The organism is Edaphovirga cremea (genome assembly GCF_003332275.1).
In the GTDB taxonomy this organism is placed as follows: domain Bacteria; phylum Pseudomonadota; class Gammaproteobacteria; order Enterobacterales; family Enterobacteriaceae; genus Edaphovirga; species Edaphovirga cremea.
Genome location: NZ_QOVA01000005.1, coordinates 221,852 through 247,646 on the forward strand (window position 1 = coordinate 221,852; position 25,795 = coordinate 247,646).

Annotated in this window: 25 protein-coding genes; 21 read left to right on the forward strand and 4 right to left on the reverse strand. The window is 51.0% G+C overall.

Features of this window, described 5'->3' with window-relative positions:
- Window positions 1-15: 15 nt before the first annotated feature.
- The 6 genes from mdtD (at window position 16) to yegS (ending at window position 7,205) form a co-directional block, all read left to right on the forward strand.
- A complete protein-coding gene (mdtD, locus tag DRI82_RS09650) occupies window positions 16-1,488 on the forward strand; it encodes an MFS transporter (RefSeq protein ID WP_114193277.1) in 1,473 nt (490 codons plus the stop codon).
- Window positions 1,466-2,842, forward strand: coding sequence for an envelope stress sensor histidine kinase BaeS (gene baeS, locus DRI82_RS09655; protein ID WP_114193278.1), 1,377 nt, complete (start codon window positions 1,466-1,468; stop codon window positions 2,840-2,842). Before mdtD ends, baeS begins: the two co-directional genes overlap by 23 nt.
- A gap of 29 nt (window positions 2,843-2,871) precedes the next feature.
- The gene (gene baeR, locus DRI82_RS09660; protein WP_114193279.1) at window positions 2,872-3,591 is read left to right on the forward strand and encodes an envelope stress response regulator BaeR; all 720 of its coding nucleotides are present in this window, start codon (window positions 2,872-2,874) and stop codon (window positions 3,589-3,591) included.
- A 213-nt stretch (window positions 3,592-3,804) separates the two neighbouring features.
- Window positions 3,805-4,143 carry a YegP family protein gene (locus DRI82_RS09665; RefSeq protein WP_114193280.1) on the forward strand — a complete coding sequence of 113 codons (339 nt, stop codon included), beginning with the start codon at window positions 3,805-3,807 and terminating at the stop codon, window positions 4,141-4,143.
- Window positions 4,144-4,354: 211 nt separating this feature from the next.
- Window positions 4,355-5,716 (forward strand): prephenate-dependent tRNA uridine(34) hydroxylase TrhP, encoded by a 1,362-nt coding sequence (gene trhP, locus DRI82_RS09670; protein WP_114193281.1) that lies wholly within the window; start codon window positions 4,355-4,357, stop codon window positions 5,714-5,716.
- 589 nt (window positions 5,717-6,305) lie between these two features.
- A complete protein-coding gene (gene yegS, locus DRI82_RS09675; RefSeq protein WP_114193282.1) occupies window positions 6,306-7,205 on the forward strand; it encodes a lipid kinase YegS in 900 nt (299 codons plus the stop codon).
- 102 nt (window positions 7,206-7,307) lie between these two features.
- Here yegS and fbaB read toward each other — a convergent pair whose 3' ends face one another.
- Window positions 7,308-8,357, reverse strand: coding sequence for a class I fructose-bisphosphate aldolase (gene fbaB / locus DRI82_RS09680; protein WP_114193283.1), 1,050 nt, complete (start codon window positions 8,355-8,357; stop codon window positions 7,308-7,310).
- 391 nt (window positions 8,358-8,748) lie between these two features.
- On the opposite strand from fbaB, the gene srlA reads away from it, so the two are divergent.
- From srlA to gutQ, 7 genes are all read left to right on the forward strand, one after another.
- Entirely contained in the window at window positions 8,749-9,348 is a 600-nt protein-coding gene (srlA, locus tag DRI82_RS09685; protein ID WP_114193284.1) for a PTS glucitol/sorbitol transporter subunit IIC, read from the forward strand.
- Window positions 9,345-10,325 (forward strand): PTS glucitol/sorbitol transporter subunit IIB, encoded by a 981-nt coding sequence (srlE, locus tag DRI82_RS09690; protein WP_114193285.1) that lies wholly within the window; start codon window positions 9,345-9,347, stop codon window positions 10,323-10,325. Before srlA ends, srlE begins: the two co-directional genes overlap by 4 nt.
- Before the next feature lie 24 nt (window positions 10,326-10,349).
- Window positions 10,350-10,712 (forward strand): PTS glucitol/sorbitol transporter subunit IIA, encoded by a 363-nt coding sequence (srlB, locus tag DRI82_RS09695; RefSeq protein ID WP_114193286.1) that lies wholly within the window; start codon window positions 10,350-10,352, stop codon window positions 10,710-10,712.
- A 105-nt stretch (window positions 10,713-10,817) separates the two neighbouring features.
- A complete protein-coding gene (gene srlD / locus DRI82_RS09700; RefSeq protein ID WP_114193287.1) occupies window positions 10,818-11,597 on the forward strand; it encodes a sorbitol-6-phosphate dehydrogenase in 780 nt (259 codons plus the stop codon).
- A 40-nt stretch (window positions 11,598-11,637) separates the two neighbouring features.
- Window positions 11,638-12,000 (forward strand): transcriptional regulator GutM, encoded by a 363-nt coding sequence (gene gutM, locus DRI82_RS09705; RefSeq protein WP_114193288.1) that lies wholly within the window; start codon window positions 11,638-11,640, stop codon window positions 11,998-12,000.
- 81 nt (window positions 12,001-12,081) lie between these two features.
- Window positions 12,082-12,855 carry a glucitol operon DNA-binding transcriptional repressor SrlR gene (srlR, locus tag DRI82_RS09710; protein WP_114193289.1) on the forward strand — a complete coding sequence of 258 codons (774 nt, stop codon included), beginning with the start codon at window positions 12,082-12,084 and terminating at the stop codon, window positions 12,853-12,855.
- A complete protein-coding gene (gene gutQ, locus DRI82_RS09715) occupies window positions 12,848-13,813 on the forward strand; it encodes an arabinose-5-phosphate isomerase GutQ (RefSeq protein WP_114193290.1) in 966 nt (321 codons plus the stop codon). The genes srlR and gutQ overlap by 8 nt, the downstream gene beginning before the upstream one ends.
- A 93-nt stretch (window positions 13,814-13,906) precedes the next feature.
- On the opposite strand, the gene DRI82_RS09720 is transcribed toward gutQ, so the two are convergent.
- The gene (locus DRI82_RS09720) at window positions 13,907-15,427 is read right to left on the reverse strand and encodes a UbiD family decarboxylase (protein WP_114193291.1); all 1,521 of its coding nucleotides are present in this window, start codon (window positions 15,425-15,427) and stop codon (window positions 13,907-13,909) included.
- Window positions 15,428-15,567: 140 nt separating this feature from the next.
- On the opposite strand from DRI82_RS09720, the gene DRI82_RS09725 reads away from it, so the two are divergent.
- Window positions 15,568-16,458, forward strand: a complete 891-nt coding sequence (locus DRI82_RS09725) for a LysR substrate-binding domain-containing protein (protein ID WP_114193292.1) — start codon at window positions 15,568-15,570, stop codon at window positions 16,456-16,458.
- A 27-nt stretch (window positions 16,459-16,485) separates the two neighbouring features.
- Here DRI82_RS09725 and thiD read toward each other — a convergent pair whose 3' ends face one another.
- Window positions 16,486-17,286 carry a bifunctional hydroxymethylpyrimidine kinase/phosphomethylpyrimidine kinase gene (thiD, locus tag DRI82_RS09730; RefSeq protein WP_114193293.1) on the reverse strand — a complete coding sequence of 267 codons (801 nt, stop codon included), beginning with the start codon at window positions 17,284-17,286 and terminating at the stop codon, window positions 16,486-16,488.
- Window positions 17,283-18,077, reverse strand: coding sequence for a hydroxyethylthiazole kinase (gene thiM / locus DRI82_RS09735; protein ID WP_114193294.1), 795 nt, complete (start codon window positions 18,075-18,077; stop codon window positions 17,283-17,285). The genes thiD and thiM overlap by 4 nt, the downstream gene beginning before the upstream one ends.
- Before the next feature lie 239 nt (window positions 18,078-18,316).
- Here thiM and DRI82_RS09740 point away from each other — a divergent pair, with 239 nt between their 5' ends.
- The 7 genes from DRI82_RS09740 (at window position 18,317) to DRI82_RS09770 (ending at window position 25,714) form a co-directional block, all read left to right on the forward strand.
- The gene (locus DRI82_RS09740) at window positions 18,317-19,492 is read left to right on the forward strand and encodes a tyrosine-type recombinase/integrase (protein ID WP_114193295.1); all 1,176 of its coding nucleotides are present in this window, start codon (window positions 18,317-18,319) and stop codon (window positions 19,490-19,492) included.
- Window positions 19,493-20,188: 696 nt separating this feature from the next.
- A complete protein-coding gene (locus tag DRI82_RS09745) occupies window positions 20,189-21,385 on the forward strand; it encodes a nucleotidyltransferase domain-containing protein (RefSeq protein ID WP_114193296.1) in 1,197 nt (398 codons plus the stop codon).
- A 56-nt stretch (window positions 21,386-21,441) separates the two neighbouring features.
- Window positions 21,442-23,097 carry a ThiF family adenylyltransferase gene (locus tag DRI82_RS09750; protein WP_245956805.1) on the forward strand — a complete coding sequence of 552 codons (1,656 nt, stop codon included), beginning with the start codon at window positions 21,442-21,444 and terminating at the stop codon, window positions 23,095-23,097.
- Window positions 23,087-23,545: a Mov34/MPN/PAD-1 family protein gene (locus tag DRI82_RS09755; protein WP_114193298.1), complete on the forward strand. Its 459-nt coding sequence runs from the start codon at window positions 23,087-23,089 to the stop codon at window positions 23,543-23,545. Before DRI82_RS09750 ends, DRI82_RS09755 begins: the two co-directional genes overlap by 11 nt.
- 2 nt (window positions 23,546-23,547) lie before the next feature.
- Window positions 23,548-24,618 carry an SAVED domain-containing protein gene (locus DRI82_RS09760; RefSeq protein ID WP_114193299.1) on the forward strand — a complete coding sequence of 357 codons (1,071 nt, stop codon included), beginning with the start codon at window positions 23,548-23,550 and terminating at the stop codon, window positions 24,616-24,618.
- A 53-nt stretch (window positions 24,619-24,671) separates the two neighbouring features.
- On the forward strand, window positions 24,672-25,127 hold the full coding sequence (locus tag DRI82_RS09765; RefSeq protein WP_114193300.1) for a hypothetical protein: 456 nt from the start codon (window positions 24,672-24,674) through the stop codon (window positions 25,125-25,127).
- Complete coding sequence (locus tag DRI82_RS09770) at window positions 25,124-25,714, forward strand: Cap15 family cyclic dinucleotide receptor domain-containing protein (protein WP_114193301.1); 591 nt, start codon at window positions 25,124-25,126, stop codon at window positions 25,712-25,714. The genes DRI82_RS09765 and DRI82_RS09770 overlap by 4 nt, the downstream gene beginning before the upstream one ends.
- The last annotated feature ends 81 nt before the right edge of the window (window positions 25,715-25,795 follow it).

Sequence of the window (25,795 nt, forward strand, 5' to 3'; positions counted from 1 at the left end):
CACAAGGAATACCCATTGCAGACGGAGACTCAACCTGCAGCGGTTCGCTGGCAACTATGGATTGTTGCCTTTGGCTTCTTCATGCAGGCACTTGATACCACGATTGTGAATACGGCACTGCCCTCCATGGCCGCCAGCCTGGGTGAGAATCCGTTGCGCATGCACTCGGTGATTGTCTCTTACGTGTTAACCGTGGCGGTGATGCTGCCAGCCAGTGGTTGGCTGGCAGATCGGATTGGGGTCAAGTGGGTATTCTTCTCGGCGATTATTCTGTTCACCATTGGATCGCTGCTTTGTGCGCAGGCTGAAACACTCGATCAGTTGGTCATGTCGCGGGTGGTGCAGGGCATTGGCGGCGCCATGATGGTGCCGGTCGGGCGGTTGACCGTACTGAAAATCGTCCCGCGATCGCAATACATGGCCGCGATGACGTTTGTCACCCTGCCCGGCCAGGTCGGCCCATTGATGGGACCGGCGCTCGGCGGATTTCTGGTGGAATATGCCAGTTGGCACTGGATCTTCCTGATCAATCTGCCGGTCGGTATTGCCGGTGCGATTGCCACCCTGATGCTGATGCCCAACTACACTATGCAAACCCGTCGTTTCGATATCAGTGGATTTATCATGCTGGTGATAGGTATGGCGACGCTGACGTTGGCGCTGGACGGCAACAGGGGGCTGGGATTATCCAATCAGGCCATCGCCATTCTGGTGGCTGTCGGTCTCGGTTCGCTGCTGCTGTATTGGCTGCATGCGCGGGGAAATCTGGCGGCACTGTTCTCACTGCAACTTTTTCGTACACCGACGTACTCGATCGGTCTCACGGGCAGTCTGTTGGGCCGGATCGGCAGTGGCATGTTGCCGTTCATGACGCCGGTATTCCTGCAAATCGGCATGGGTTTTACGCCTTTTCACGCCGGTTTGATGATGATCCCGATGGTGTTGGGCAGTATGGGAATGAAACGCATCGTGGTGCGGGTGGTCACACGTTTTGGCTACCGTAATGTCCTGGTGACCGCCACACTCCTGTTGGCGATAACCAGTTTCTGTTTCCCATTGGTAGCGATGATGGGCTGGAGCCTGATGATCCCGGTGGTGCTCTTCCTGCAAGGGATGGTCAACTCGCTGCGTTTTTCGAGCATGAATACCCTGACGCTGAAAGATCTGCCCGATCAACTCGCCAGCAGTGGCAACAGCCTGCTGTCGATGGTGATGCAACTGTCGATGAGTCTGGGCGTCAGTATTGCCGGTATCTTGCTGGGTATTTTTGCCCATCAGCAGGTTTCGGCGGATACTCCGGCTATCCATAGCGCCTTTATGTATTGTTATCTGTGCATCGCGATCATCATTGCCTTACCGGCGCTGGTTTTTGCCCGCATTCCGCCCGACAGCCTTTCAGATAGCGCGTTAAACAGTGCTTCTCCGGCGACGGCAGGTACATCGACCCCATCCCCACGAGGCGATAATGAAAACAGGCATCACCGCTAAGCTGTTTCTGGCGATATTTGCAACCTGCATGCTGGTGTTAATCACCATGCACTGGGGTGTCCGCATCAGTTTTGAACATGGTTTTATTGATTATATCCGCCGGGGTAATCAGCAGCGCGTCGAGATGATCGCCGATGCACTCGAAGAGCAGTATAAGCAGCACGGTGACTGGGGTTTTCTGCGTAATAACGATCGGGTTGTTTATCAACTCCTGCGTTCTTTCGAGCAGAATAACAGCGATGAGAAAGATCGTCTGCCGCCTCACGGCTGGCGGACGCAGTTTTGGGTCATTGATGCCAGCAATAAGAAATTGGTGGGACCGTCTTCCCCCATTCCCAGCGAAGGAACCCGGCGTGTCATGGTCGTCGATGGCGTCGCGGTCGGCAGCGTTATCTCGACTCCGGTTGAACGCCTAACCAGAAATGCGGATATCAGTTTTGACCGGCAGCAACGCCGCACCAGTTGGATCATTGTCTGCTTTTCTGCGCTGCTGGCGGCCGGGGCGACCTGGTTGATGTCGCGAGGCATGCTGGCACCGGTCAAGCGGCTGGTAAATGGTACCCACCGCCTGGCAGCCGGGGATTTCACTGCCCGCGTTGAGGTCAGCAGTCAGGATGAGTTAGGTAAGCTGGCGCAGGATTTTAACCAACTGGCGATGACGCTGGAAAAAAATGAACAGATGCGCCGGGCGTTTATGGCGGATATTTCGCATGAGCTTCGCACGCCATTGGCGGTATTGCGCGGTGAGCTGGAAGCCCTGCAGGACGGCGTGCGCCGCCTGACGCCAGAGTCACTCAGCTCTTTGCAAGCAGAGGTAACCACACTGACGAAATTGGTCAACGATCTGCATCAGTTATCGATGTCCGACGCGGGCGCACTGGCCTACCGTAAAACCCAGATTGATGTGGTCCATCTGATTGAAATTACCGAAGGGGCTTTCCGTGAACGCTTCCGTGCCAAACAGATCTCCCTGAGCAGCCAATTACCCGAGCAAGCACGGATTTTTGGTGATCCCGACAGACTTATGCAACTGTTTAACAACCTGCTGGAAAACAGCCTACGCTACACTGATGAAGGTGGCGTACTGGAAATTGTTGCGGAGCGGCAAGACAAGTTCCTGCATGTGGTGTTTCAGGACAGTGGCCCCGGCATCAGCGACGATCAGCTCATTCAGATTTTTGAACGGTTTTACCGCACCGAAGGTTCGCGAAATCGGGCCAGTGGTGGTTCCGGTTTGGGTCTGGCGATTTGCCAGAATATTGTTGAGGCGCATCATGGACAAATCAGTGCAGAACATTCGCCATTGGGCGGGATCCGTATCAACCTGATCCTGCCCCTGCTATCCTCATCATAATATGACCTTTTTTAACGTTGGGGTTTCAGATGACAGAACCTGATTTGAACGGTTACCATCCACTGCAAATTTTGATTGTGGAAGATGAACCCAAACTGGGCCAATTGCTGGTTGATTACCTGCAGGCTGCCGGATATGCCACCCACTGGCTGACCAATGGAACAGAGGTGATCCCTCACGTCAAGGAGCATCCCCCCGCCATGATCCTGCTGGATCTGATGCTACCCGGCATGGATGGATTGACCATCTGTCGCGAAATACGCCGTTTCTCTGAGGTGCCGATCATGATGGTGACGGCCAAAATAGAGGAAATCGATCGTTTGCTCGGTCTGGAGATTGGGGCCGATGACTATATCTGTAAACCTTACAGTCCGCGGGAAGTTGTCGTGCGGGTCAAAACCATTCTCCGTCGCTGCTATCGCCCGCTGGACTCGCTGCCTGATGAGCCGCAATTGCTGATAGATGAGTCGCGTTTCCAGGCCAGCTATCAGGGTTCCATGCTGGATTTGACGCCCGCCGAGTTCCGGCTGTTGAAAACATTGGCAATGCAACCCGGCCATGTTTTCTCGCGTGAACAACTGCTCAATCATCTCTATGATGATTACCGTGTCGTTACTGACCGCACCATCGACAGCCATATCAAGAACCTGCGACGCAAACTGGAACTTATCGACGGTGAAAAACCCTTTATCCGCGCGGTTTACGGCGTGGGTTACCGCTGGGAAGCAGACGCCTGTCGCCTGGATTGATCACGCTCTCTTCAGGCCGGAATTCCCTTTCGGCCTGAACATTTTGCCCGCAAAGTCACGGGCCTGAATGCGGGAGGCCAGCAAATATACTGCTTAAAAAATGACGGATATATCACAGTATTAATCAGAAAATCCTCATATTCCTCCGGCCCGATCACAGAAAAATAGCCATTGGCTACACTTGATGCACCCCCTTTCCACAGGAGCAGAGAGATGGCGACCGGATACTATGAGCTAAAAAAAGCGAAGAATGGGCAGTATCACTTCAACCTGAAAGCCAGTAATGGCGAAATCATTCTCAGTAGCGAAATGTATGGCAGTAAGGCATCGGCAGAAAATGGCATTAAGTCGGTACAAACGAACTCCTCGGAAGAAGACCGATACGAATTGAAACACAGTAGCAGTAACCAGCCCTACTTTGTGTTGAAGGCCACCAACCATCAGGTGATCGGCATTAGCGAAATGTACAGCTCAGAAAGCGCAGCCAAAAAAGGTCTACAGTCGGTGCTCAAGAATGGTGCCAGTACCGATGTCCGTGATTTAACCAGTTAGTGGAATTTTCTTTTACCACACGCGATGACGACCGTTATCGCGTGTTTAGCACCAGCCAGCATGCACCTCGTTTGATTGATTTACCCGTCGCACACGTCTACAATTCCCGCCCTTAATGTAATGGTATCCGGCTCTCCCGGGAGAGCGTGTGCCGCACTTTGCTGCCTCACCCGGTGGGGCAGTTCTGACCTGAAATCAGACTGAGATAACTATGTTCATTCCGGAATTGCTCTCCCCGGCAGGTACGCTGAAAAACATGCGTTACGCTTTCGCGTATGGCGCAGATGCCGTGTATGCCGGTCAACCCCGCTATAGCCTGCGGGTGCGTAACAACGAATTCAACCATGAAAACCTGGCGCTCGGTATCAATGAAGCTCACGCACTGGGTAAAAAGTTCTACGTCGTCGTAAATATCGCGCCGCACAACTCCAAGTTGAAAACGTTTCTGCGCGACCTGAAACCCGTCATTGATATGGGGCCAGACGCACTGATCATGTCCGATCCCGGTTTGATCATGATGGTACGGGAAGCCTTTCCGCAGATGGATATTCATCTGTCTGTGCAAGCCAATGCCGTCAACTGGGCAACGGTCAAATTCTGGCAACAGATGGGGCTCACCCGCGTTATTCTTTCACGCGAACTGTCACTTGAGGAAATTGCTGAAATCCGCAGCCAGGTTCCAGAGATGGAGCTGGAAGTCTTTGTTCACGGCGCACTGTGCATGGCCTATTCAGGCCGATGCCTGCTTTCGGGATATATCAATAAACGCGATCCGAATCAGGGTACCTGCACCAACGCCTGCCGCTGGGAATATAAGGTTCAGGAAGGCAAACAAGACGATATCGGCAATATCGTTCACGTTCATGAGCCAATTGCGGTCAAAAACGTCGAACCCACACTCGGTATTGGTGCCCCAACCGATAAAGTGTTCATGATTGAAGAAGCGATGCGTCCCGGTGAATACATGACTGCCTTTGAGGACGAGCATGGCACCTACATCATGAACTCAAAAGATCTGCGTGCAATTCAGCATGTGGAACGTCTGACCCAACTTGGCGTGCATTCACTGAAAATTGAAGGCCGTACCAAATCCTTCTATTACTGCGCCCGTACTGCGCAGGTTTACCGCCGGGCGATCGATGACGCCGCTGCCGGGAAGCCTTTCGATCCCACGCTGCTGACCACGCTTGAAGGTCTGGCGCACCGCGGTTATACCGAAGGTTTTTTGCGTCGCCATGTACATGAAGACCAACAGAATTATGATTACGGTTTTTCTGTTTCCGATCGCCAGCAGTTCGTCGGTGAATTTACCGGGCTGCGTCAAAATGGTTGGGCTGAAGTCGCGGTAAAAAATAAATTCTCGCTGGGCGACAGCGTCGAGCTGATGACACCAAAAGGCAATATCCAGTTCACGCTGGAAGTGATGCACAATCGCAAAGGCGAAACGGTAGATGTCGCACCCGGCGATGGTCATATCGTCTATCTGCCCATTCCCGAGGAAGTGGATGTTAACTATGGTCTGCTGATGCGTAATCTTGTCGGTACCACGACCCGCAACCCGGATAAAAAATAGGTCAGTCAACGACTATAGCCAACGTACCTGAAGATGCAGATGGGCGACTCACGATCTGCCCCTGCATCTTCAATTCGCGGTGTATATAAGGATATGTCTGCTTTTTGACAAATATTAGAATCCGATCACATCTATTATTGGAGCATATGTTTATTATCACTGTGCGAAAAATAGAGAATAAAAATAGCTGTTTAGTAATACAGGAACCACCTCCTTGGCCGGCCCAATCTCCCTTGGGCTGGCTTTTCTTTAAGTTTCAAAAAACTCAGAAAATTCTTAATACTCCTCAGGTAATAACGGCAATTAATAACGTTTTATTTTATTAATTTTATTATTATTTCATTTATCTCAGAGTTTTACTTTCCCCGAGCACGTTAATTATCTCAATATTTCCCATTTATAGCGGGATAATTCAATGCTGTTTTTCTGCTTATCACTTCCTTCTATCGATCGCTAATTACGCGAGAATAATTATCATCACGAATTCCCTGATTAATCTTATAGGCCAGTTCACGGATTGTAGTTTATTGTTAATCATAGTCTTGGCTACGATAAGGTCAGGGGAAATGAACTCACAAGGGAGCACGCGATGACTGACTCCGCTGTCACGCTTTTGATTTTAAACGGAAAAGGTGCGGGTAATGACCTGGTTCGTACATCGGTACAAGCTCTGCGCGATGAAGGCTTGACCCTGCACGTCAGGGTGACCTGGGAGTTCGGCGATGCCGAACGTTACGTTGAAGAGGCCGTCTCGCTGGGCGCAGATACCGTCGTTGCCGGTGGTGGCGATGGCACCATCAACGAAGTCGCCGCGGCATTGGTTGATATCCCTGAAGCACAACGTCCCTGCCTGGGGATTCTGCCGATGGGCACCGCCAATGACTTTGCCACTGGCTGCAACATCCCTGATACGCTTGAGCATGCGCTGGCACTGGCGATAAAAGGTCGTCCCCAGGCTATCGATCTGGCTCGGGTCAATGGCGATCGCTATTTTATCAATATGGCTACCGGCGGTTTCGGTACCCGTATTACCACCGAGACCCCGGAAAAACTGAAATCCGCACTGGGTGGTGTCTCCTATTTTATCCATGGGCTACTGCGCCTGGACACGCTGAAGGCCGATAGTTGCGAAATTCATGGGCCTGATTTCTCTTGGGAAGGCGATGCGCTGGTGATCGGTATTGGCAATGGCAAACAAGCGGGAGGTGGTCAGGAATTGTGTCCGGATGCACTGATCAACGATGGTTTGCTGCAATTACGCTTGTTGACCTCAGAAGAGCTTCTGCCCGCTTTTCTGCTCAGCGTATTGAACGGCGAAGAGAATAAAAACGTCATCAACGCGTCCCTGCCCTGGTTGGAAATATCGGCCCCCCATGAGATCACCTTCAATCTTGATGGTGAGCCGCTGACTGACACGCATTTCCGCATCGAAGTCCTGCCAGGGGTGATCCAGTGCCGCTTGCCGCCCAACTGTTCCCTATTGGGTTAAGCAAGAGAGAGGTACGTTAAAGCAAGTCGCCCCAGATAAAATAATGTTTTACCGGGGCGATACTGTTCCTGACGTTAAACTGAGGAGTATTTGCGTGCCCTATCAGGCAATGGTAATGCTTTTATCCAGATAGACATCTTGCACGGCATTAATTAATGCCACCCCTTCGTTCATGGTTTTCTTGAAGGCTTTACGCCCCAGAATCAGCCCCATTCCCCCGGCGCGCTTGTTGATCACCGCAGTGCGCACGGAGTCCTCAACATCAGTATTTCCCGATGCACCACCCGAGTTAATTAATCCCGCCCGTCCCATGTAGCAGTTCGCTAGTTGGTAACGCACCAGATCGATAGGATGATCGGTGGTCAGTTGGGTATACACCCGTTCGTCGGTGTAGCCAAAGTCTACGGCTTTATAACCTCCGTTATTCTCCGCCATTTTCTGCTTAACGATATCAGCACCTATGGTTGCCGCCAGATGATTGGCTTGTCCGGTCAGATCGGCGCTGGAGTGATAATCCACTCCCTCGTTCTTGAATCCCGGGTTGCGCAAATAGGCCCACAGCACGGTCACCATACCCAGTTCATGGGCGCGTTCAAAGGCCGCCGAAATCTCTTCAATCTGTCGACGCGACTCTTGCGCACCGAAATAAATGGTGGCCCCCACCGCGACGGCTCCCATATTGAACGCCTGTTCGACACTGGCATACAGCGTTTGATCGTATTGCGTCGGGTAGCTCAGGGTTTCATTGTGATTGAGTTTGACCAGGAAAGGGATTTTGTGGGCATAGCGGCGTGAAACCGCAGCCAGCACACCGTAGGTCGAGGCCACACAGTTACAGCCCGCCTCGATCGCCAGTTCAACGATATTTTTCGGATCAAAATACTGTGGATTGGCAGCAAATGAGGCACCAGCAGAGTGCTCAACCCCTTGATCCACTGGAAGAATAGACAGATAACCGGTTCCGGCCAGACGGCCCGTATTATAAAGATTCTGCATAGCCACGAGGACCCGTGGCGATCGGTTGTTGTCGATCATAACCCGATCGACATAATCAGGGCCGGGTAAATAAAGGTGTTCTGAAGGGATAGAGGTGCAACGGTGTTGTAATAAATTGTCCGCATCTTTACCCAGCAACTGCGCAATATCAGTCATAGCAAACTCCCGTTATTGCTCCCCGCTTCGCCAGCACAGACGTTCCTATTTTTTATTTACAAGACCCTGAACAAACGAAAAGTTCTATACCCACGAAGCGCTGAAGCGGTGATTAGAATCCTTTGCTCAAAACGTTTGAACAGCAAAAGGCTAGTCCTGATTCTTCATGAACGCCATTTTTCGGCGGTAATCCCTTGCCGGCAAGATGTAAACAGATGACGTACACCTCATTTTCGTGCATTTTTCGCCATTATCTTTCGAAATAAAATATTTATCTTTCAAACTGTGATCAATTTAATACATTTCGATCGCAAATACATTTACTGTGTAAGACATGACGAAGCGGATCCTCAGGATCTCCCGTCATACCGTCTATCCACAGGAGAACAACATGATCGATCTTATAACCCACGGTGCCGAATGGTTTATCGGCCTGTTCCAAAAAGGTGGCGAAGTGTTTGTCGGTATGGTGACGGGCATTCTGCCGTTGCTGATCAGCTTGCTGGTTGTTATGAATGCGCTCATCGTTTTCGTTGGTCAGCATCGGATCGAACGTTTGGCGCAGCGCTGCGCCGGTAACCCGATCTCGCGCTATCTGCTGCTGCCGCTGATTGGCACCTTCGTATTCTGTAATCCGATGACGCTCAGTCTTGGCCGTTTCATGCCCGAAAAATACAAGCCAAGTTACTACGCCTCTGCATCTTACAGTTGTCATTCAATGAATGGCCTGTTCCCGCACATCAATCCAGGGGAACTGTTTGTTTATCTCGGTATCGCCAGTGGCCTGACGACGCTCGGCCTGCCACTGGGCCCACTGGCCGTCAGCTATTTTCTCGTCGGACTCGTCACCAACTTTTTCCGCGGCTGGGTCACCGACCTGACCACCAGCATTTTCGAGCGGAAAATGAATATCCAACTGGATCGTCAGGTAACGCTGACCGGTACTGAACCCGATCTACAGGTTCAACCACAGCCACGGAGTGCATCATGAGCGCAATGATTCGTATCGAGAAAGGTGAAAGTGGCTGGGGTGGTCCATTGGAGATCGCTATCGTCCCCGGCAAGAAAATTGTCTATATCACCGCTGGAACCCGCCCGGCGATTGTGGACAAACTCAGTCAACTGACCGGTTGGGAAGCCGTGGATGGTTTCAAGGAAGGTGAACCGCCAGCCGAAGAGATTGGCATGGCGATTATCGACTGCGGCGGCACCCTGCGTTGCGGTATCTACCCGAAACGTCGTATTCCCACTATCAATATCCACGCCACCGGCAAATCCGGGCCGCTGGCACAGTTCATCGTCGAAGACATTTATGTCTCCGGGGTGCGCGAAAAGAATATCTTTTTGCTTGAGGGAGAAGGCTCTTCCTCCGCAGGCCAGCCTGCACCCGCCAAAGAATTCAAAGAGTACGACAGCACGAAAAAGATCACCGAACAGAGTGATGGCCTGCTGGCCAAGGTCGGTATGGGGATGGGATCGGTCGTCGCCGTCTTCTTCCAGGCCGGGCGTGAAACCATCGATACCATTCTGAAAACCATCCTGCCGTTTATGGCCTTCGTGGCCGCGCTGATTGGCATCATTATGGCATCCGGACTTGGCGATCTGGTGGCGCATGGCCTCACACCGCTGGCAAGCAGCCCGATTGGGTTGGTGTTACTGGCACTGATCTGCTCCTTCCCGCTGCTCTCGCCGTTCCTCGGCCCAGGTGCCGTCATCGCTCAGGTTATTGGCGTGCTGGTCGGCGTCCAGATCGGGTTGGGCAACATTCCGCCGCAGTTGGCACTGCCTGCCCTTTTCGCCATAAACGCCCAGGCGTCGTGTGACTTTATACCGGTGGGGTTATCCCTAGCCGAGGCCAAGCAGAATACGGTACGCGTCGGTGTGCCGTCGGTACTGCTCAGCCGATTCCTGACAGGTGCGCCTACCGTGTTAATTGCCTGGGCGGCATCAGCCTTTATTTATCAATAATTTTCAAAGCGTTAAGGAGTCAGAATGAAGGCTATTTTTCAGACCACAATCTCGAAAATTGGTGAATTCGCCCAGGATGCGCTGCAAGAGGACATGCTGATCACCTTTCGTGAAGGCGCGCCGCAGGACATTGTCGATTACTGCTTTATTCACCAGCACAGCACCACGCTTGGCGAGTTGACCGTCGGCGGCGAACTCGAGCTGGCAGATATCCGTTATCCGATTACGGCAGTGGGTGAAGTGGCAACGCAAAATCTACGTGAGTTGGGACATTTGACGGTGCGCTTCAATGGCGATCGTCAGGCCGAGTTCCCGGGTTCCATCCACGTTACAGGGCAAACGCCAAGTGCTATTCCACTCGGCAGTACGCTCAGGTTCTTTGCATAAACAGCTTTTGCATAAACAGCTTTTGCGTAAACAGCTTTCGCGTAAAAAGTCTTCGCTTTAAAAATTTTCGCTTAATGTTTAGTCGTTCGATTTCAGGAGTCATTTATGAAACAAGTTGCGGTAGTGATAGGTGGTGGACAAACACTGGGTGCTTTTTTATGTCATGGTCTGGCCCAGGCCGGATATCGTGTTGCAGTAGCAGATTTAAATCAACAGCACGCTTTTCAGGTGGCAGAGCAAATCAATGGCGAATTTGGCGAGGGGTCTGCCTGCGGTTTTGTTGCAGATGCTACCAATGAGCACAGCGTACAGACGCTGGCAGACGCGGTGGACAGTGCTTTTGGTCAGGTGGATTTGCTGGTCTACAGTGCAGGTGTGGCAAAAGCAGCACCGATCACCACGTTCAAACTCAATGACTTTGATTTGTCATTGCAGGTCAATCTGGTGGGCTATTTCCTCTGTGCGCGTGAGTTTTCGCGCCTGATGATCCGTGACAACATTGCCGGTCGCATTATCCAGATCAATTCCAAATCCGGCAAAGTCGGCAGCAAGCATAACTCCGGCTACAGCGCCGCCAAATTTGGTGGCGTTGGGCTCACACAGTCACTGGCGCTGGATTTGGCGGAATATGGCATCACCGTCCACTCCCTGATGCTCGGAAATCTGCTCAAATCGCCGATGTTCCAGTCCCTTTTGCCGCAATATGCCGACAAACTGGGTATCCCAACCGATCAGGTCGAAAAGTATTATGTCGATAAAGTGCCACTGAAGAGAGGCTGTGACTATCAGGATGTCCTGAATGTTCTGATGTTCTACGCCAGTGACAAAGCCGCTTATTGTACCGGCCAGTCAATCAACATCACGGGCGGACAGGTGATGTTCTAGGATTACCCAGGGGCATTCACATGCCCCAAAGGAGTGTTTGATGACAGCAACTTCGTTACTGATCTCTATCGCCGTTGTCGCATGGGTAGCGCAAATTGCCCTCGGCTGGTGGCAGATAAACCATTTCAACCGTGCGCTCGATGATTTATGCCAACTCGGGCGGGTGGGGATTGGCCGCTCAGGCGGTTTTTTAAAACCCCGGGTGGTTCTGGCACTGGCCTTTGATGTTGAGCAGCGGATCAGCGGCGCGTTCATGATGCGTGGTTTGACGGTGTTCGCCCGCCCCCGGCCTATTAACCATCTTTGCGGCCTGCACCTTGAAGAAATAGTCCCTGCTGTGATCTTCCCTCAGGATCCCGCCAGTCAAACTGCACTAACATTAGCGATTGAACCGAAATCATGATATTTTCACAATAAAAGAAATTTCCTTTCAAATAAATTCATTTGGCGGGAAATTTTCGTCAATGTTTGAATGGAAGCAGTTATGAAACCTAAACATCGGCAGGCGGCAATTGTCGATTACCTGCATATTCACGGCAAGACAACGGTGGACGAACTGGCAAGCCACTTTGCTACCACTGGCACCACTATCCGCAAAGATCTGACCCTGCTCGAAGAAGAAGGCATCGTACTGCGCACCTACGGCGGCGTGCTACTGAATCGGGAGGAAGGCGATCAACCCATGGATCGCAAAACTCATATCAACAGTGCAAGAAAACAGCAAATCGCCCGCGCGGCTGCGACGTTAATTCATGACGGCGACTCGCTGATTTTTGATGGCGGCAGTACGGTGCTGCAAATGGTTCCGCATCTGGCGCAGTTCAATAACATCACGGTAATGACCAACAGCCTGCATATCGTCAATGCCTTGGTCGAATTGAATAACGACCAAACCATTCTGATGCCCGGTGGAACCTACCGCAAAAAATCCTCCACTTTTCACGGCAGTCTCGCGGAAGACACCTTCAAGCATTTCAACTTCGATACGTTGTTTATCGGCGCAGATGGCGTGGATCTGAATGGCGGCGTGACAACCTTCAATGAAGTGTATGGCGTCAGTCAGGCCATGTGCAAAGCAGCCGAACGCATCATCCTGTTGGTCGACTCCTCAAAATTTGGTCGCAAAAGCCCGAATGTGGTGTGCACCCTGGACGCAGTCGATATCCTGATCACAGACAAAGACATCCTTCCAATCTATCTTCAGCCGCTTAAAGATAAAGGGATCAAAATCATACTGGTTGGAGAAGACGATGAATAACCCCCTACTCGAGTACGCGCGTGAAACACTGGAAATCGAGCTGACCGAAGCCCGGCGTTTGCTGGATCGGCTGGACGACAATTTCCTCCGCGCCTGCGAGTTGCTGCTTAACTGTCAGGGTAAAGCGGTCATTTCCGGCATCGGTAAATCCGGTCATATTGGCAAAAAGATCGCCGCGTCATTAGCCAGTACCGGCACACCGGCCTTCTTTGTTCACCCCGCCGAAGCGTTGCATGGTGATTTGGGGATGATCGGCACGCATGATGTGATGATCTTTATCTCCTATTCGGGACGCGCCAAAGAGCTGGATATGATCCTGCCGATGCTGGCGGAAAGCGGCATTCCGGTTATTGCGATCACGGGCGGGAAAGATTCGCCGCTGTCCAATGGCGCAGCCTGCGTCCTGGACATCAGCGTTGAACGCGAAGCCTGTCCGATGGGACTGGCTCCCACCTCAAGCACGGTGAACACGTTAATGATGGGTGACGCCCTGGCGATGGCGCTGATGCGCTCTCGCGGATTTGGCGCTGAAGATTTTGCCCGTTCGCACCCCGGCGGCAGCCTGGGCGCTCGCCTGCTAAACCGGGTGCATCACCTGATGCGTACCGACGATCGCCTGCCGGTGGTCGATCAGCACTGTACGGTAATGGATGCCATGCTGGAACTGAGCCGCACCGGCCTGGGTCTGGTTGCCGTATGTGATTCTGCCAGTCAGGTCGTTGGCGTATTTACCGATGGCGATTTACGCCGTTGGTTGGTGAAAGGGCATACTCTGGAAGAGTCGCTCGGTGACGCCATTACCCGCCCCGGTTTCCGCCTGCCTGCGCAATGGCGTGCCGGTGAAGCCCTGGAAGCGCTACATGAGCATCACATCGGTGCGGCACCGGTGGTTGATGTCAATGGCAAGCTGGTTGGCGCGTTAAACCTGCACGATTTGCACCAAGCCGGAATTGGCTGAGACGAAGTTGAGTCCCTGCAACTCGAATTATTTAAGCTATCTCAGGATCCGTCACGGCAGAAATCACCGGGGCAGACCCTGCTTCCTGAGGATTTATTCGAAGAGTTGTGGAGTAAAGAGTTGTGGGGCGAATGGGCGTGGATCGACATCCTTGAATGGCGCACGGACAAATCGTTCCTTCAGATCGTATGGGACGGTGCAGTCAAAGATTGTTTTGCAGGAGATACCGCGCGCACGAATTGACGGACTGTAGTCGGGCATTTGCGAGGGATCAAGCTGATGCCCGCGAATTCCCGGCAGAAAAGTTGTACTGACATCGCCCTGATAGCGCGTCGACATCGCCCACATTACGTCGTCGCTATCAAAGGGATCGACATCCTCATCGACCAGAATCACATTCTTCAGTTCATAGTAGGTCGCCAGCGCAATCAGGGCCGCCTGCCCCTGCCGGCCTTCGTCAGTCGCCTGACGTTTTTTCACCTGTAACACCGCCAGAAATTTACCACCCCCGGCGGTATGTGCGTACACGTTCTGCAAAAATCCGGGGATCGCGGCTTCAACGGCGTTAAAGATACTGGCCTCGGTAGGAATGCCCGCCAGCGTCGTGTGCTCTTCACCCGGCCCAACCAGCGTTTGCAAAATCGCATGATGGCGCATCGTCACCGCCTTGACTTTGATTACCGGCAGGGAAGGATTGGCGTCCCCACAGTAGCCGGGGAATTCAGGCATCGCGTGTCCGGTATGGGTATGCTGATCTTCTGCAACCCGCACATGCGGCAGGATTTCACCCTCAATAACAATTTCAGCGCGGGCAATGGATTTTTGTGCCACGGTGAGGGCATCGACCAGTTCTACCGGACGATTACGCAGCGCGCCCGCCACGGAAAGTTCATCGAAGCCAAAAGGCGTGGTTGGAGCCTCGAAACACGCACCAATATAAATCGCCGGATCAAGCCCCATGTTGATGGTGACGGGCAGCGGTTTTCCTGCCGCTTCCGCTTTCTGCCGGAAAACCTCAATATGCCGCCCTGCCGCAAGGAACATCGACAGCTCGTCACGCCCCTGTACGCATAACCGGTGAATCGTGACGTCGCTGTGCCCCTCCTGCGGATCGCTGGCCAATACCAGACCGAGGCAAAAAAAAGGACCGGCGTCGATTTCGGTATTGGTCGGCGCAGGCAGCAGTGTGCGCAGATCAAAATCAGGATCGTCGGCGCGGAAAACCTGCTCCTGACAAAGCGCACGATCGGCCGATACCGTGACGGGCTGAATGGGATTTTTAACCGCGTTACCCATATGGAATGCCAGTTTTTCCGGGGCACAACCCAGCAATAAACCGGCGCGCTCACGGCTGGCGTGAACGCCCACCAGCACCCGGGAACCGGCGTATCCCTTGATATTATTGAACATCATCGCTGGTCCAATGCGTGTGGGGCGTTTTACCGTGCCACCGGCACCAATGTGGCGATAGACGCCCGCCAACTCTGCATGAGGATCGACCTGATGGTCGGTTTCAATATATTGACCAGAATGTTGTTGCAATAGCGCAATCGCGCTACGTAAATCGTTGATATCGCTGGCCTGTACATCGACCGTCTCTGATGATTTTTTCATGGCAGATCCCATTGAATCCAAATGATTGCCAACAGCATCCGCCTGATGCTTTACACAATCAATTGCATCATTAGCGGCTTATTGATAAGTTTTTATTATCGACAGTTTCTATTACCGAATCAGTGCCACTGGGAAATTTGATGGATTTTAAGCATCTGCGCTATTTCGTTACGCTGGCAAAAGAGCTGCACATGGGACGCGCCGCAGAGATTTTAGGTATCGCGCAACCGGCGCTCAGTCAGCAGATCAAAGCGTTGGAAGAGCGGTTGAATGTGCGGCTGTTTATTCGCGCCCATCGCCGGTTAACGCTGACCCAGGCGGGTGAAGCTTTTGAGCAGAAAGCCCGGCTGGCGCTCAATGCGGCAGAAAGTGCCATCAATGAGGCACAGCGCACGGCACGCGGCGAACAGGGTTCAGTCGCCATCGGACACGTCCCGAGCGCCATGCTTAACGGCACACTGCCAAGACGCCTTGGAGAGTTCCATCGTCAATCATCACGCGTGAAAATCAGTTTGTACCCACAGGTGATGCGCGAGTTGTTTGCAGGTCTCGCGGCGCAAACTCTCGATATCGCGATCGTGCGTGCGCCTCTGGGTAATTTACCCGCCGAACTGGAAAGTAAACTGTTTGCCCGTGAGTCATTGCTGCTGGTTATGCCAGATCATCATCCCCTGGCAGATCTGCCCGCAGTGCCCATGCAGCAATTGGCCGAGGATAATTGGCTACTGATGTCCGATCCGGCTGGAATCGGGCTGGAGCAGACGGTTCGCGATGCCTGCGCCCAGGCCGGATTCACCCCACGAATTGGTCAGCATGTTCAGGATGCCGCCACCATTGTCAGTCTGGCAGCGGCAGGATTGGGCATCGGACTGGTACCGGATTCCGTTTCGCTCATCGCCCTGCCGGGAGTGCGCTTTATTCCGCCAGAGAACCCTTTACCTGCCAGCGAATTATGGCTGGTCTACCGCCGTTTTGAACGATCCGCCGCAGTCAGGAAATTACTTGCAGTACTTATGGGGGCCGCGCACTAATCCTCCACACCCTTCGGTTCTGGCGTTTTACCACCAGCGATGGAAATGGTGTACAGGTCCAATTCCCTGCCCTACCTCAAGGGAATCGGCCATTTCCAGCGCCCGTTGCAGGTAATTTTTCGCGGCTTGCAGCGTCTCGCTCCAATCAGCATGCCGTGGCCGCAGCGCCGCCAACGCGGCTGAAAGGGTACAACCGGTGCCGTGGGTATGGCGGGTATGGATGCGCGGAGCAGTAAAACGCTGCTCTTTCCCGTCGCTGAAAAGCCAGTCAGGGCTCTCGTTGTCGCTCAAATGCCCACCTTTTATCAGCACCGCCTGACATCCCATCGCCAGCAGTTCCCTTCCCTGCCTGCGCATTTCATCCTCATCCTCAGCCACACGACATTGCAGCAGGGCTGCCGCCTCAGGAAGATTCGGTGTGATTAACGAAACCATCGGCAATAGCTCACGGCGGATGGCCTCAACCGCTTGCGGTGCCAACAGAGGATCGCCACTTTTCGCCAGCATGACCGTATCCAGCACCACAAACGGCACCCGGTAATGCTTCAAACGCTCAGCGACCGCCGCAACAATATCGCTTTCGGCCAGCATACCAATCTTGGCGCTGTCGATACGCACATCACTGAGCACTGAATCAAGTTGGGCGGCAACAAAATCCGGCTCAATGCGATAAACAGATTGCACACCCTGGGTATTTTGCGCCACCAGTGCGGTAATCACGCTGGTGCCATACGCTTCCAGTGCCGAAAATGTCTTCAGATCGGCCTGAATCCCTGCGCCACCGCTGGGATCTGTACCGGCGATAGTCAGTGCATTGATACGTTTCATGCAAAATCCTCCGCGCGCAGGGTGTAAAGATAATCAAGGAAAGCAGGTGTAAAACTCCCCGGCCCGGCTACCCGATCGGCGGCCACCTTCCCTGCCTGCGACATGATTAAACAGGCACTCGCAACGTGGTCAAGACGATCGCCGTCCAGCGCGCAAAATGCAGCAACCACGGCGGAAAGCCCACATCCGGTTCCCACCACGCGGGTCATCAGTTTATCACCACCGGTGACGGCCCAATCCTGTCTACCGTCCGTGATGTAATCCACTTCCCCGGTCACCGCCACAATAGCCGCTGTCTGCTGCGCCAGTTCGCGAGCCGCAGGCAGTGCGGTCAACGAATCATCGGCGCTGTCTACACCGCGCCCCATCGCCTCCAACCCGCTGAGGGCCATGATTTCCGACGCATTCCCGCGGATTGCCGCTGGCTTTAACGCCAATAACTGTTTTGCAAAATCAGTACGATAAGTGAGCCCGCCCACCGCCACGGGGTCGAGAACCCACGGCGTACCAGCCTGATTGGCGCTGTTGATGGCCGCAAGCATCGCGTCGGCGCGAACCTGATGCAGCGTACCGATATTTATCAGCAATGCATCGGCCAACGCGCTGAATTGAGCCGCTTCACAAGGCTCCACGACCATCGCGGGTGAGGCACCCAGCGCGAGCAGAATATTGGCAGTAAAAGATTGCACCACCTCATTGGTCATGCAATGCACCAGAGGCGACAACGAATGGAGTTGGGTCAGCGATTTCGCGGCGCGAAATGGGGGGTAAAGAGGTGGTCGAGTATTCATATAGCTCCCAACCGGCGTTCAAGAAGGCGGTACCGGATGAGATACCTGACTTCCCTACGCTGGCATAATCCAGATCAAGTCATTTGGCGTTGTCTCATGAAACACCAAGACGTCTCAAAAACCAACAAAATCAATACCAAAACAGATAGATACTACATCAACATGTCTCATGAGAACTCTAACAATCCCAACAGCCTTTTGGTATAATTTGGGTACATAGGAAAAACTGGATTATACCAATGCTAAAAACAAAAACCGAAGTTCAGCGTTTCTCTGTTCCAAAAAGCAAAACCATGAAAAAGGAAAACGTGTTCAACAACGGGCTAACCGGTTTGTATCTGGTCGCTCGCCGAAACCCCTCTGGCGTTATCACCAAAAGCTGGAGATACATTCATGGCAAGTTCGACATTACGTTAGGCACCTTCCCTGCCAATACTCTAGAGGACGCTCGCCAATGGCACTGCCTACAAGTTGCTAAAGTGAAACGAGGCATAGCTCCGGGCAGAGGAGACGCTAGTGTACCAGTAGACATGAATGCTCTCTTCACTGACTGGTTGAAAACAAAATGCCCAGAAGCCTCGAAAGCAAATAGGCAATCCATCTGGAACAAGCACTGTAAACCCCTTTACGATCTGCCACCTAACAACCTGACCTATCAGCATGTGTACTCGCGGCTCATCGCTCTGGGGCCAACCAATGCGGCACATAGAGCATGCCAGATTGTTCGTGCCATGATGTTATACGCCTTCCAAGCTCATGGTATAGAAGGCCAACCAGGGCAGCCAGTATACGTTCCTCAGAAATTATCTGAAGTACATGATCGAAAAACCGTGGCTGCCGTTATCGGTAAAATTCGTGAAAACTGCCTGAGTACAAAACAGTACCATACTCTCTGGCACAACCTTGGCGATACTCCATCACATGCAGCAATGCGTTTTCTGATGGTCACGGGGGCCAGGAAAAGTGAAGTAACGAAGATGACATGGTCCGAGCTGGATCTGGACGCTCAAATCTGGACTCTGCCCGCCACGAGAACAAAAACCCGGCAAGAACGCATCTACCCTCTTCCTGCGGTGCTGATTGAGTTGTTAAAGGAATGGTCTTGGACTCGAAAAAACAGCGATAGCCTTGTTTGGGGCTACATTGGTGAAACAACGATGGCACATTCAGCAGAACGCTTACGCCCGATTGTTGGCAATGATTTCACGACTCATGATATTCGCCGTAGTGCCGCGTCATTGATGAGTGGTGAGGCAGGTATTGATCCGATGGTTGTTGATCTGCTGTTGGGGCACAGTGTTAAGGCGGTAACGTCCAAGATTCTTGCGACTTACCAGCCCAAGGCTTTTCAGGAGAATGTGAATGCTGCCTGGCCTGTTTGGTTTAAGTGGTTTCAGCGGGAGATTATTGGTTAGGAAGTAACGTCATTCCGAAGAGTCAGGATGCACTGGGATGTTATCACTGATAATTAAAGATTATTTTAGAAAAATAAGGAAATGCCATATTTTAGCCTACATTTTGATAACTAATTGATTTATATCTTGTTACTACACTACTGGTTTTCGATAGATTATCGCTCCCGGTTTATAAAGCACAGTAAAGCGATACTGTTGGAAAATGTATAGGAAAAATTACAAATTGCTCCAAGTAATAGAGGCGATAATAGCCAAACCACTAGTGAACCAGATACTAGATGAAAAAGTTATGTGTCGAATCCCTCTCTTACTTAGAGCCAGAGAACCAGCGACTACCGGAATAATTCATTGTGTAGGCATACAACGCGCACTCTCGAGGGCTAACAAAATGATTTCTCAGTCAATCTTATCTTGAGTGAATCGTAACCAAACTCAACACGAAACACATAAGAAAACACCTACTAAGTGGCAAAACCCGGCTAAGGCCCAAAAGATATCGGGTTCCAAAAGAACCCGATAACATAGCCAAGAATAAGTGTACAATTGTCTGCGCCCGCAGCGATGGAGTGCCGTCAGCACAATAGAGTGTCTGGATTTAGCGGACCACTACACATCGTTAAACGGGACAAACTATGCAGTATCGCGCTTCTAATCGTTTAATTACGGAGTATTGGCCACACTAGGGAGAATAGGAAGATGCTGACGAAAATTGCCGAAGATTATCTCACTGCGTTAGCGGATGAGCTTGCAATCAGTGAATCACGATACGAGCAGGCACGCCGTAGCTATGTGTCACTTGGAGACTGGCTCCACCGTTCGGATTCTACCGTCGCTGAGTACAATCCGCAGGTTTATGTGCAAGGGTCTTTTCGACTAGGGACGGCGATTCGACCTTTAAATGATGAAGAGGAATACGACGTAGATTCTGTCTGTTTGCTTCAAAGCCTCGGCACGAAGGATCTCACTCAACGCGAATTGAAGGCACTCGTCGGCAGTGAGATTAAAGCTTACCATAAAGCTCAGAGTATGGTTAAGCCTGTTCGCGAAGGTCGACGCTGTTGGGTCCTAGATTATGCTGACGGCGCCCAGTTCCATATGGATATCGTTCCCTCTATTCCTAACGCAGCACGGCAGCGCCTATTGCTCGAAGCTCGCGGCATGGACCTAAAATGGTCTGAGACTGCCATGGTTATCACCGATATCGAGTCACCTGTTTATCAAGAGCTTTCAGATAATTGGCAGCGCTCGAATCCTAAAGGATATGCTGAGTGGTTCAAGCAGCGAATGGGGGAAGTGTTTGAGCGGCGTAGGAGGATGTTGGCGGAATCAATCAAAGCTAGTGTAGAGGATATTCCCGACTACAAAATTAGGACCCCCCTCCAATCAGCTATCATGATCTTGAAGCGCCACCGTGATGGTATGTTTGAAGGGCGATATGATGAACGCCCCATTTCAATCATCATTACGACGCTTGCTGCTCATTCATACAATGGTGAGGAAAAGATCTCTGATGCGCTCTACTCGATTCTTTCGCGAATGAACCATTTTATCGAGCATGATGGGCACCATTGCATCATCCGTAATCCTTCAGACCCCCTCGAAAATTTTGCAGATAAGTGGCCGAAACACCCTGAACGAGAAGCCGCTTTCTTTGAGTGGCTACGGCAGGCCCGTCAGGACTTTGAAACACTTGCGATCCAGGTCGAGAGGCATCGTTTGATCGAAATCATCCAGCCCCGTATGGGGGCAGTAGCAGACAAAGCTGCTGTACGTCTCGGACCGCCTCCTAGAACCATGCTGCAACCTGCCACAGCTGTAATCGGTGCCGCCGCCAGTACACCGGCATTTCCGAACACACCAAGGGAACCGACTTCGCCTAGGAGGTTTGCTTGATTTGGTGGGCGGAGCAGCCTAGCCGTGCACAGCTAGAGCGCGCCGCAGTCTCAGACTTGGCAGATCAAAACCCATGGCTTACAGGCGTAGCATGGCATGTAGCCGGATTGCATCTCGTTGCTGACTTTGAGCTGCAAGTGGGGGAACGGATCGTTCCATTGAAGCTCACCTACCCAGAGTTTTACCCGGATGTTGCTCCTTCGATTGTTCCGAGAGATCGAGTTCGTTTGTCAGGTCATCAATATGGTGCGACAGGTGAACTCTGCTTGCAATACCGTCCCGACAATTGGATGCCTGAAATTACGGGTGCAATGATGATTGAAAGTGCTTATCGCTTGCTGTCATCGGAGCAGGAAACCGGCGAATCAGCACCTTCAGTGCATCAAATCCTTCCTGCTCAACAAGTGAGAAATGCGGCGTTTCGTTTCCTCTACTCGCGACACGTATTGGACGGCTTGTTGAAGGTTGAAGTGGAGCATGTGCTAGATGCCCAAATTCAGCAGCATTACTTTTCCGATGTTTTTGCAGCCCAGCTTGTGCGTATTGGCCCCGAAGATGCTTCGATATGGGTCGAACCGAATAGACGCGGTTACGGGGCCAACCTACTGGCAGCTAAGGTGGTCCGCTTACCAGAAGGCGCGTTAACCGAGTGTCGGACGCTCAACGATCTTATTACGTTGCTTGAACGCCACAGTATTGAAGCTTTATGCGCTGAGCTATTACAAGCGTCTGGTTTCATGGGTGTCATCATTTTTGATGGTGTTAACATTCTGGTTTCAATGGTTTACGGGGATGTAGGCTCGCGGAAGCTGTTAAACTATGACCTGATCTTAGCTGAGCTTGATAGTGTGCGCCTCAATCCTGAGCATGACCGTCTTAAAGCAGCAAAAATCGCAGTGATCGGCTGTGGTTCTGTCGGGTCTAAAGTCGCTGTGCACTTGGCCCGAACGGGTGTCAGACAGTTTGTACTTGTCGACGGAGACTTACTTGCCTCTGGCAATCTAGTTCGTAACGAACTCGACTGGCGGGCGGTTGGCATGCATAAGTCACAAGCCCTGAGATCCCGACTTCAAGAAGTCCGTGCTGATTGTGAAGTTATCAGTCGCACCACTGTTTTGGGTGGTCAGGAGAGTGGCGGCGCAACTTCTGCGACAATGGGGTATATCGCGGGCTGTGATTTGATTATAGAGGCCACTGCCGATCCGCTGGTCTTCAATCTATGTGCATCAATTGCGCGGAGAGCAAAAAAACCAATGTGCTGGGCACAGGTTTTCGGCGGCGGCATCGGTGGTATTGTCGTTCGCTTACGGCCAGGAATAGATCCGCCCCCTCTCGTTGCCCGACAGCGAATCGAAACTTGGTATGCAGAACAGGGCGTCGCGTGGCCGGAAAACGAGGTCTTACAGCCTTACTCGGAGGTTGACGAAGCAGGGATGCCTTTGATTGCTGATGACGCGGATGTTTCCGTTGTTGCAGCACATTTGTCGCGCTTCGCCATTGACCTTCTTGCCCGCCCAGATTCAACAGTTTTCCCTTTTTCCGCCTACCTAATTGGAATGGCTGAGAGGTGGTTATTCACTGCCCCCTTTGACACGAGACCAATTGACCTCGGGGCAAGCGATGGGTGGAATACGGAAGCACAGGTTGGTGATTCCGAAGCCTTAAAACAATTATTGACCGACCTGTTCCCTGGAACAAACGATGCAGATTGAGATTGTGAATCACGTCAAGGACAAATTGCGAAGGGCACTCAAGGCCGCTGGTAGTCGAGAAATTGGTGGTGTACTGATGGGAGAGCAGATCGCGCCAGGGAATTTTCGGATCGTCGATTTGTCGATTGATAGCCAGACTGGCAGTCAAGCTCACTTTGTGCGCAGTTCAGAAGCACATGTTGAAGCTCTCCGCACATTCTTCCTTGAGACAGGCCATCAATATGACCGATTTAACTACCTGGGGGAATGGCATTCCCATCCCCGGTCTTCTGTAATGCCAAGCACTCAAGACGTTGCCTCAATGACTGATTTGGTTAAGGGGGAGAGGGGAATCGATTTCGCTGTATTGTTAGTCGTCAGCTTGCATTCGTGGCGCAGGATGTCCTGTTCCTGCACCCTGTTTTGCCGGGGCACTAATCCCTCACCAGTCGATATTTTGGAGAGATAACAATGTTCAACTATTTTGTACGGTCATTCATTGATTGGTTCTTCAGGCGGCGGTCACCAGGTGTAATACTAATAAGAGCTGGGGTACCACTTTTTGCCGTTGTCTTTGTGGGACTTACGTTCGGTATCACGTTACCCACATCTAAGGGCCCTTTTATTTTCAGTTGGGACTCGGCTGGCAGTGCTGGCGCACTAAGTTGGGGCATGTTTGTCATTGCTTGCTTCATCGTCCTGTTAGGGGCATTTCTGATTATTCGCGACATCCGTCTGGAGAATCGTAAGAAAATCATTGTTATTGAGGCGAGAGGATTACGAGATTGGCAAGGACAGCCATTAGGATCAGCAGTTCCGTCCACAATACCAGGACAGCGTGAGCAGGTGATAGTTGATCTACGACAAGGGATAGTGGATGGTCAAATCGTCAGCCCTAACGCAGCAATACGTCGCCTTGCCAGTCTGCCCGATGATATCGCTCGGCGTTGTGGTGGGCTTGACAGGTCGAATATATCCTTTGTTCTCGGTGGACTAGCACCGGTACCATTTCTTTTTCTACTCGGTGTGATTGTTGATGATGAATCTCAAGTTTTCATTATGGATTGGGATCGGGCGCAGTGTAATTGGCGTGTGCTTGCTGATGAAGATGACGGCAAGCGTTTCATTGTTACAGGGTTGGGTGCTGTCAACGCAACTATGAAACGAGTGGCGCTTTGCATATCTGCATCATACGATGTAATTGAGGCGGATGTACGTATTGTCGAAACAGGTATTCCAATAATCAAAATGGAATTGGAAGGACGCAATACCAGCTCACACTGGTCTGAGACAAAGCAGCAACAGCTCGCCCAGCAATTTCTAGATACTGTGATGTCTCTAGCTCGGCAAGGTATCACTGAAATTTCTTTATTCCTCGCTGCACCCGCAAGCCTCACGCTACGATTGGGGATGCTCTACGACAAACGCAATCTTCCTCATGTCGAAGTTAACCAATATGAACAGAGCGATCCCAAGCGATTCCCTTGGGCGATTAGGATGCCAGTGGCGGGATTTATCCATGCCGAGTTGACACAACGATGAGTTCAGCTCCTTAAATTTATGATATTGTTCGATTGTTATAAGTGAAAATTAAAATGGATAGTATGATTAATGGTGAAACCCTAAAATTGAGAGACATCATGAAAGGAATCTACAATTCTTCACATAAGGATTTCTCCGGCATTGGTATTGTTCTATATGAAAACATTTCCAACATTCCTATATTCCCACTTAGAAAATCAAATCCAGAAATGGATTTTTCAGACATAACACAAACCTTAGCTTCTATATCAAGCCACAAAAGTGATTATCATGATGGCTTTCATTTTATCTCAAACAATTGGCAATTAACCCATGTCTCTCAATATTTTTCCCCACCCATAATCCCTGATATAGAGTTATGTAGAAAATCAGGATTTGGTGGACGGTATTTAGCTGCATTATTTGGCTCTAAAATCATTGGCGTGAGCTTATGCGGCATTGCTAGTAAAAATTTTGGCTTGGCTATTTTTAAAGATGGGGTTGAAATATTATTTGAGGATTTAAAATGATCAGTATAATACCAATTAGAATAATAATTCTAGTCGTATCTATTTTTTATGCCGCTACAATGTTAATTATTAGTTATTTTTCTCACCCTGAGTCAACAAGTTTTATCAATTATATAAGTCCATCATGGAAATTGGCAACCATACTTAATATAATCCTTTGGATGGTTTTTTCACGCGGATGGCGTTACATATGGAGAAAGATTCCCTCACTAAATGAGTATGTTTTTCCTGATCTAAATGGACAATGGAGAATAAAGATAAATTGGGTGAAAGGTGAGAAAAACGGTATAGTTGAAGGAAATGCATGGATAAAACAATCACTTATAAATATGAGTATGGAGATAATCACTAAGGATTCAGAATCCGAAACACTAATTGTTCAGCCACAAAAAGATCCTGTATCTGGTAGGCCAATGATATATTATATCTACAAAAACACGCCAAAAAATATCTCTCCAGAAAATCCCAGTGCATATGAAGGCACTGCGCTATTAAAAATATGTTTAACGGATAAATATGAGTTAAATGGTAACTATTACACAAATCGTGCATCTCATGGACACTACACTCTAAATAAAATCCCATAACCCTGATATATCATAAATATAAAAATGCAGGTTCTAATATCTAAAACCCTTCGTTAAATCAGAGTACATATAATAAAGGAA